At 69.6% G+C, this 6,547-nt stretch carries 6 protein-coding genes; 5 read left to right on the top strand and 1 reads right to left on the bottom strand.

Going from position 1 to position 6,547, the window contains the following annotated elements; all coding sequences use genetic code 11:
• The first annotated feature begins 306 nt into the window (after positions 1 to 306).
• The 5 genes from ENSA7_RS42505 (at position 307) to ENSA7_RS26700 (ending at position 5,038) form a co-directional block, all read left to right on the top strand.
• Positions 307 to 1,077, top strand: coding sequence for a hypothetical protein (locus ENSA7_RS42505; RefSeq protein WP_146158162.1), 771 nt, complete (start codon positions 307 to 309; stop codon positions 1,075 to 1,077).
• Positions 1,078 to 1,171: 94 nt separating this feature from the next.
• Positions 1,172 to 2,080 carry an Hsp33 family molecular chaperone HslO gene (locus ENSA7_RS26715; RefSeq protein ID WP_181234145.1) on the top strand — a complete coding sequence of 303 codons (909 nt, stop codon included), beginning with the start codon at positions 1,172 to 1,174 and terminating at the stop codon, positions 2,078 to 2,080.
• Positions 2,077 to 3,066 carry a pseudouridine synthase gene (locus tag ENSA7_RS26710; RefSeq protein WP_106092176.1) on the top strand — a complete coding sequence of 330 codons (990 nt, stop codon included), beginning with the start codon at positions 2,077 to 2,079 and terminating at the stop codon, positions 3,064 to 3,066. Before ENSA7_RS26715 ends, ENSA7_RS26710 begins: the two co-directional genes overlap by 4 nt.
• A 174-nt stretch (positions 3,067 to 3,240) precedes the next feature.
• The gene (locus ENSA7_RS44220; RefSeq protein ID WP_181234144.1) at positions 3,241 to 4,452 is read left to right on the top strand and encodes a hypothetical protein; all 1,212 of its coding nucleotides are present in this window, start codon (positions 3,241 to 3,243) and stop codon (positions 4,450 to 4,452) included.
• A 43-nt stretch (positions 4,453 to 4,495) separates the two neighbouring features.
• A complete protein-coding gene (locus tag ENSA7_RS26700) occupies positions 4,496 to 5,038 on the top strand; it encodes a dihydrofolate reductase family protein (RefSeq protein ID WP_106092175.1) in 543 nt (180 codons plus the stop codon).
• Here ENSA7_RS26700 and ENSA7_RS44215 read toward each other — a convergent pair.
• Complete coding sequence (locus ENSA7_RS44215; RefSeq protein ID WP_181234143.1) at positions 5,029 to 6,492, bottom strand: VCBS repeat-containing protein; 1,464 nt, start codon at positions 6,490 to 6,492, stop codon at positions 5,029 to 5,031. The genes ENSA7_RS26700 and ENSA7_RS44215 overlap by 10 nt on opposite strands.
• Positions 6,493 to 6,547: the final 55 nt, after the last annotated feature.

The raw sequence follows: 6,547 nt of genomic DNA, 5'->3' as shown, positions 1-6,547 counted from the left end.
CCAGCGACACCAACGCAAAGACCCCCCCAACCAACGACCCCCCACCCCTCACGCGAACCAACTGCGAAGCCAAAGGCGGCAAAGTAGTAGGAGACATCGGCGACGGCGCGATCCACCGCCCCGACTACCTATGCGAAAGCGGCCACCCCCCAATCGGGACCATCCAACCAGCCGAGGGCGAGCCAATCGCGACCGAGGGCGAAGTCTGCTGCCCCTGAGCAGCGCAAATCCAACAAACACCGCGCACCCCCAGCAAGCACCGCGCAAATCGGACCCGCCGCCCCCAAAGATCGCCTAGCCTGAGGCATGCAGCGATCTCTCCCGACCCTGTGCGGTGTCTTGCTGACCCTCGCCTGCGCCAAACCCAGCGCCGACGACGGCCGAGACCCAACCGGCGGCGTCACAACCGAGACCGACTCCGACTCCAGCGAAGCCGAAGCCGGAGACAGCGACGGCAACCCCCCGGACGACGGCGACGGAGACGGCGACCCCGACGGCGACGGCGACGGCGACGGCGACGGCGACGACGGCCCCAAGTTCGATCTCGGCACCCCCGACGACCTCCCCCCCGTCGAGCTCGTCCCAGTCAAAGACCTCCCCAACCTCGAGTCGATCACCTTCTACGAGCGCACAGGCGGCGCAGCCCCGGACCCGTTCACCTTCACCGTCAACGGCCCAGAGCTGACCGTCCGACTCGACGACCCCCTACTCGACAACAACCACGACATCCCAGGCGCCACCGGCGAGTTCTACGACGTCTACTACTCCGACGAAGACGGCGGCTACCAGCTCGACGGCAGCTACCTGACGATCTCGGGCACCTTCACGCAGACGCTCCCGGCCGGCGGCGGGCTCAACCTCGCCGAGATCAGCCTCGACTTCTCGGACCAGACCGTGGAGTACGGCAACTACGTCGCCAGCTTCGCCGCGCTCGGCGACAACGCCGTCCCGGAGAACGTCGAGCGCGCGATCGATGGCGACCTCCAGACCCACACGACCATGGGCAACACGGTCGGGCAGATGGATCGCCTGCGGGTCACGCTCGGATTCGACAGCACCTCGGGCCCGCCCGGGTAGTCTGCGGCCACCTCGCGTCAAACCCTCGAACTCGGGGCCGCTCGCGCGCGTGGGCAGGTGTTCGCGGCCGCCGAGTTGGAGTAGCTTCCCCGCCATGCCGGCCACAGACGCGCTGCTGCGGGCGATCAACGAGCCCGAGACGATCCGGGTGGTCGCGGCGATCACCACCGACGCCGTGCGCGAGGCCTGCGATCGCCAACAGGCCCGCGGCATCGCAGCGGTGGTGCTGGGCCGCGCGCTCACAATCGGCGCGTTGCTGGCGACCCTGGGCAAGGGCGAGCGCGAGCGGGTGCGGATCCAGCTGCAAGGCGGCGGCCCGGTCGGCCAGGTGGTCGTCGACGCGCACGGCGACGGCCGGGTGCGCGCGTGCCTTGCCCAACCGCTGCCCCTCTCGCACCTGGCCAACCAGCTGCTCGACGCCGAGCCACGCCCGAGCACGATGGGGGCGGTCGGCACCCGTGGCCACGTGACGGTGACGCGCGACCTCGGGCTCTCGCAGCCGTACCAGGGCAGCGTCGCGCTCCGCACGGGCGAGATCGACGAAGACCTCGAGCACTACCTCGCGCACAGCGAGCAGCTGCCCTCGGCCCTGCGCGCGGCGGTGATCCTGGATCAGGACGGCCAGGTGCTCCGCGCCGCGGGTGTGCTCGCCCAGGGATTCCCAGGCTGCGACCCCGCAACCATTGCGCAGGTCGGCGAGCGGCTTCGGGGGCTGCGTGACTTGGTGCTGGCCCACGCGCGCGAGCTCGACGAGCTGGTCGGGTTGGCGCTGGGCGGGAACGAGTTTCGCCGGATGCTCGAGCACCCGATCGAGTTTCACTGCCCATGCGGGCCCGAGCGCGCGCTCGAGGTGCTGTCGACCCTCGGCCCGGCCGATCTCGACGCGCTCGCCGACGAGCAGCCGCACACCGAGGTCCGCTGTAATTTTTGTGGACAGACGACGTTGGTCGCGGCCACCGAGGTGCGCGAGCTCGCCGAGCAGCTGCGCAGCGTGCAGTCATGAGCAGCCCCAAGCGGTTCCGAGTCGTCCCGATCGAGCAGGGCATGAGCCTGCGCAACATGTTGGCCCGACGCGTGCGAGGGCTCCACCGTGATCGCGCCGCCGAGCTGATCCGCGCTGGGGGTGTGTACGTGAACCGACTGCGGGTTCGACTGCCGCAGGTGTTGGTCGCGGCGGGCGAGCGCGTCACCCTGTACACCGAGGCCCTCGACACCGAGCCGCTCGCGCCCGAGCGCCTGGTGTTCGTGCACCGCGAGCCCGACTTCGTGGTGCTCGACAAGCCCGCGGGGGTCCCGGTCTCACCGGTCCGCGAGACGGCGATCGGGTGCCTGAGCGAGGCGTTGATCCACCAGCTCGAGGCCGAGGGGATCTCGCGCCCGTACGTGGGCGTGGTCCATCGGCTCGACCGTGGGGCGTCGGGGCTGGTCGTGTTCACGATCCGCAGCGTCGCCAACAAGTCGCTGCACAAGCAGTTCCGGGATCACCGGATGCGTCGCGGCTACCGGCTGCGGGTGCGGCCGCAGCCTGGGTGCGTCGTGCCGGCGGAGCTGAGCTGCGACGCGCCGCTGATCAAGCTGAGCGAGGGTGGCGTGGAGATCGGCAAGCCTGGAGATGGGCGAGCCAAGCCAGCCCGCACTCACTTTCGCCGGGTCGCCGAGGTCCCGCGCATTGACTCCATGGACTCCTCGGTCATCAGCGGGGGCGAGGGCGAGATGGATCTGCTCCTCGACGCGGAGCTCGAGACCGGTCGCACCCACCAGATCCGCGCCCATGCGGCGCACCTGGGCTTCCCGATCGTGGGAGACCATCGCTACGGGGGCGAGGGCGCGGCTAATCCGGGCGTTGATCCGGGCGTTGATCCGGGCGTTGCCCCAGGTCGGCTCGATCGCCTATGTCTCCATGCCCGGCGCCTCGATTTCGAGCACCCGACCACCGGTGTGGCGCTGCACTTCGAGGCCGAGCTACCCGAGTGGGGCAAGCTGCCCTGAGCGACCTCGCGCCCGACGGGGTTTGCTCTTGGAGGGTGACCCATTTTGTGGGCGTGTGTGCGCTGAGGCTGTGCGCCGACTCGCGTCCGCGAGCCACCGCGGTCATGGCAAGCACCCGATGAGGTGGTTACTCTCGCCGCCGTGTTTCGCCTGTCACGTTTCCCTCGTACGGCCGTGCTCGCCTCGACCTTCGCTCTGGCTGGCTCGACCGGGTGCAAGCAAGAGACCGCCGAGGTCCCGGCCAACGAATACCCGCAGCGGATGGCGGCGGGCTACTGCAACGCAGTGTTTGGCTGCCAGTGCCCGAGCTATCCCTACGCCAACGCGAACGAGTGCTTCGTCGATCTGATCACGGCCTACGACGAGGTCAACGACGAGGCGTACCTCGCAGGCCTGCGCTACGACGGCACGTGCCCCGCGGCGGAGCTCGACGGGATCGACTCGCTGGCCTGTCGCGCCTCGCAGCCGGCGCTGCCCGCTGGGGTCTGCGTCGCTCCTTGCTTTCCGTGGCATGGCAACCTGACGGCTGGGTTCCCGTGTGAGATCGCTGCGTCCTCGGCCGAGCTGGGCCTCGCGTTCTCCAACTGTGCGCAGGGCCTGGTCTGCAGCAACAGCGTGTGCATGAACCCATGTCAGTCGGCCGGACCGCTGCCGGGCATCGGCCAGCCGTGTCCCGATCTCGCGTGCGCGGCCGGGGCAATGTGCGACGAGACCATGACCTGCGTCGCCGCGGTGCCGCTGCCGGGTCCCGGTCAGGCCTGCGCGGATGGGGTGTGCGATCCCAGGAACTCGGTGTGTGTGGCCTCGGCCAACACCTGCGCCGCGCTGCCTGGGGTCGGTCAGCTGTGCGTCGAGGGCCAGTGCAACGCCGACGCCTACTGCGGCAATGACAACGTCTGCCTGGCTCGCCCGGCGCTCGCCTGCTCGCTGCTCGGCGCCCCGGTCAATCCGGGCGACGGCGACGGCGACGGCGACCCGACCACGGGCGACGGGGACGGCGACCCGACCACGGGCGACGGCGACGGCGACACTGGCGGGGCGACCTGCGCGACCGAGGCGCTCCCCAACAGCCTCCCCGTCTCGTACGGCGGCGACACCAGCTCCGGCGTCGACGAGTTCGAGGGCAGCTGCGTGAGCGGCAGCCCGGGCGCCCCGGAGGCCAAGCTGTCGTTCGTCGCGCCCGCCAGCGGCGTGTACAGCATCTCGACCGAGGGCTCGACCTTCGAGACCGTGGTCTACGTGCAAGACGCCGCCTGCTCGGGGTCGGATCTCGCCTGTGACTACGGGTACGTCGAGGTCAGCCTCAGCGCCGGGGAAGAAGTCACGATCTTCGTCGACGGCTACGAGACCGGCGGCATCTACTTCTTGCAGATCAACTCGCTCTAGATCCGGATCTAGTCATCCCGAATTTCCAGCGTAACATCCTGGCGTGGCCGGCCGCGTCAGGGTGTTCATCGCGACTTCGCTCGACGGCTTCATCGCCGGGCCCAACGACGATCTGTCGTGGCTGCCCCAGCCGACCGGCGATCCACCTCCAGACTACGGCTACAAGGCGTTCATCGCCGAGGTCGGCGCGCTGCTCATGGGCCGCAACACCTACGATGTCGTGGCCGGTTTCTCGGGGCCGTGGCTGTATGGCGAGCTGCCGATGCTGGTGGCGACCGGTCGTCCGCTGACGCCCGTGCACCCGAGCGTGCGTGCGGTCAGCGGCGCGATCGGGCCGCTGATCGAGCAAGCTCGCGCAACCGCGGGCGAGGCCGACGTGTACCTCGATGGCGGCAACTTGATCCGCCAGGCCCTCGACGCGGGCCTCGTCGACGAGCTGATCGTCTCGGTGGTCCCGGTGATCCTCGGCGCGGGGGCCCCGTTGTTCGCGGGGGTCGAGCGACGCCAGCCGCTCACGCTCGAGTCCAGCGCGGTGCTCGAGGACGGTCTGGTGCAGCTACGCTATCGGCCGCTCGCTCAGTTGTAGCTCCACAGCTGCACGGCGCCGGCTTGATCCACGGTTGCGATCTCGTCATCGCCGTCGCCATCGCTGTCGCCGGCCGCGAAGCGCAGGATCGGCGGCGCTGGCAGGGTGCTTCGGCACCACGTGTGGTCCTCGCCGGCCCAGGCGTAGTCGAGCTCGGCCCCGGTCTGGGCCAACACCGCGAACGCTCGGTTGCCGTAGTTCGTCGGTAGCACGGCGCTGTACCCACCATACAGCCCAACCTCCAGCGGCTCGCCGAGCGACGTCGCGTACATGGTGACGACCGAGATCTGCATGTCGGTTCGGCTGACCACGAAGTCCGGGAGCGGGTCGCCGTCGACGTCGCCGATACCCAGACTGCAGGGCCCCGGCGGTCCCTTGGCCTCGAGCGCGGCCAGGTCGCCCGCCTGGTAGCTAATCAGCGGCGAGCAGGCTTGCAGGGCGATGATGTCGGGTAGGCCGTCATCGTCGAAGTCGGCGGTGCCGAGGGCCTCGACCACGCCGAGCTCGAGCGCTTCGATCTGCGGCATCAGCTGCGTGAGGTTGGACAGGACGACAGCCTCGTGGGCCTGGTTGCGCGCGAGCAGCTCGTGGGCGCTGCCGACCGGCCAGTCGATGCCGTGGGCGTGGTCGAGCCGCAACAGCGGGCCGGGGATGCTCTCGGCGAAGCCCCCGAGCCCGTCGGCAACGAACACGCGGGCGTTTTGCTTGGTGCTCGAGGTTGCGATCAGGTCGAGCAGGCCGTCCTCGTCGACGTCGGCCGCGGCGATCCCGTCGAGGGCGAGCCCGGCGTGGGCGATCGTCGAGGCCTGACCCGCGTCGGCCTGCACGACGACGATCGCGTCGCTGCGCACCAACACGAGCTCCTCGGCCTCGTCACCGTCGAGGTCGACGAAGCTCAATGCCACGGTCGCGCCGGCCGTCTCGGCCGGAAGTGGGATCGCTTGAAACGCTGGCGCCTGGCACTGCGCGGGCAAGTCCACGCCCACGCACAGGCCCCCGTCGCTGCAAAATTCGTCGAACTCGCAGTCGACCGAGTACTGGCATTCGGACAGCTGCTGGCAGTAGTTCTCCACGCACGCCGCCCCCGGTCCGCAGTCCTCGTCGTTGTAGCACTCGGGGGTCCAGTAATCATCGTCGCCGTAGTCCCAGCCGTCGTCGTGATCGTGGCCGTCGTGGTCGTCGCCGTAGTCGTCGTCCCAGGAGTCGTCGTCGTGGTAGTCGTCGCCGTAGTCGTCCCAGGAGTCGTCGCTGTAGCCGGTCTGCTCGTCGCTCCAGTCCACGCTGTCGGCGGTCGCGTCGTCGCCGGTCTCGGGGACGCCGTCGTCGCCGCTGACCGTGTCGTCCGCACAGGCCCCGAGCGCGAGGGTGGCTCCGACCAGGGCGCTGGCGCGCACGATGTTCCACTGGCTGGGAGACCACGGACGGCGGCGCGGGTTCAGCAGAAACGAAGCCATGGAAGCCATGGAAGCCATGTCCAATAGTGCCGCAGGCCCAGTGAATCGATCGCAA

This window comes from Enhygromyxa salina, assembly GCF_002994635.1.
Taxonomy (GTDB): Bacteria; Myxococcota_A; Polyangia; order Nannocystales; family Nannocystaceae; genus Plesiocystis; species Plesiocystis salina_B.
Note: the sequence above shows the minus strand (reverse complement) of the source record. Positions and strands in the feature narration are given on the sequence as shown.

Excerpts from the sequence above, each read along its gene's own strand:
- ENSA7_RS42505 (WP_146158162.1), top strand. The coding sequence starts at position 307 with ATGCAGCGATCTCTCCCGACCCTGTGCGGTGTCTTGCTGACCCTCGCC.
- ENSA7_RS26715 (WP_181234145.1), top strand. The coding sequence starts at position 1,172 with ATGCCGGCCACAGACGCGCTGCTGCGGGCGATCAACGAGCCCGAGACG.
- ENSA7_RS26710 (WP_106092176.1), top strand. The coding sequence starts at position 2,077 with ATGAGCAGCCCCAAGCGGTTCCGAGTCGTCCCGATCGAGCAGGGCATG.
- ENSA7_RS44215 (WP_181234143.1), bottom strand. The coding sequence starts at position 6,492 with ATGGCTTCGTTTCTGCTGAACCCGCGCCGCCGTCCGTGGTCTCCCAGC.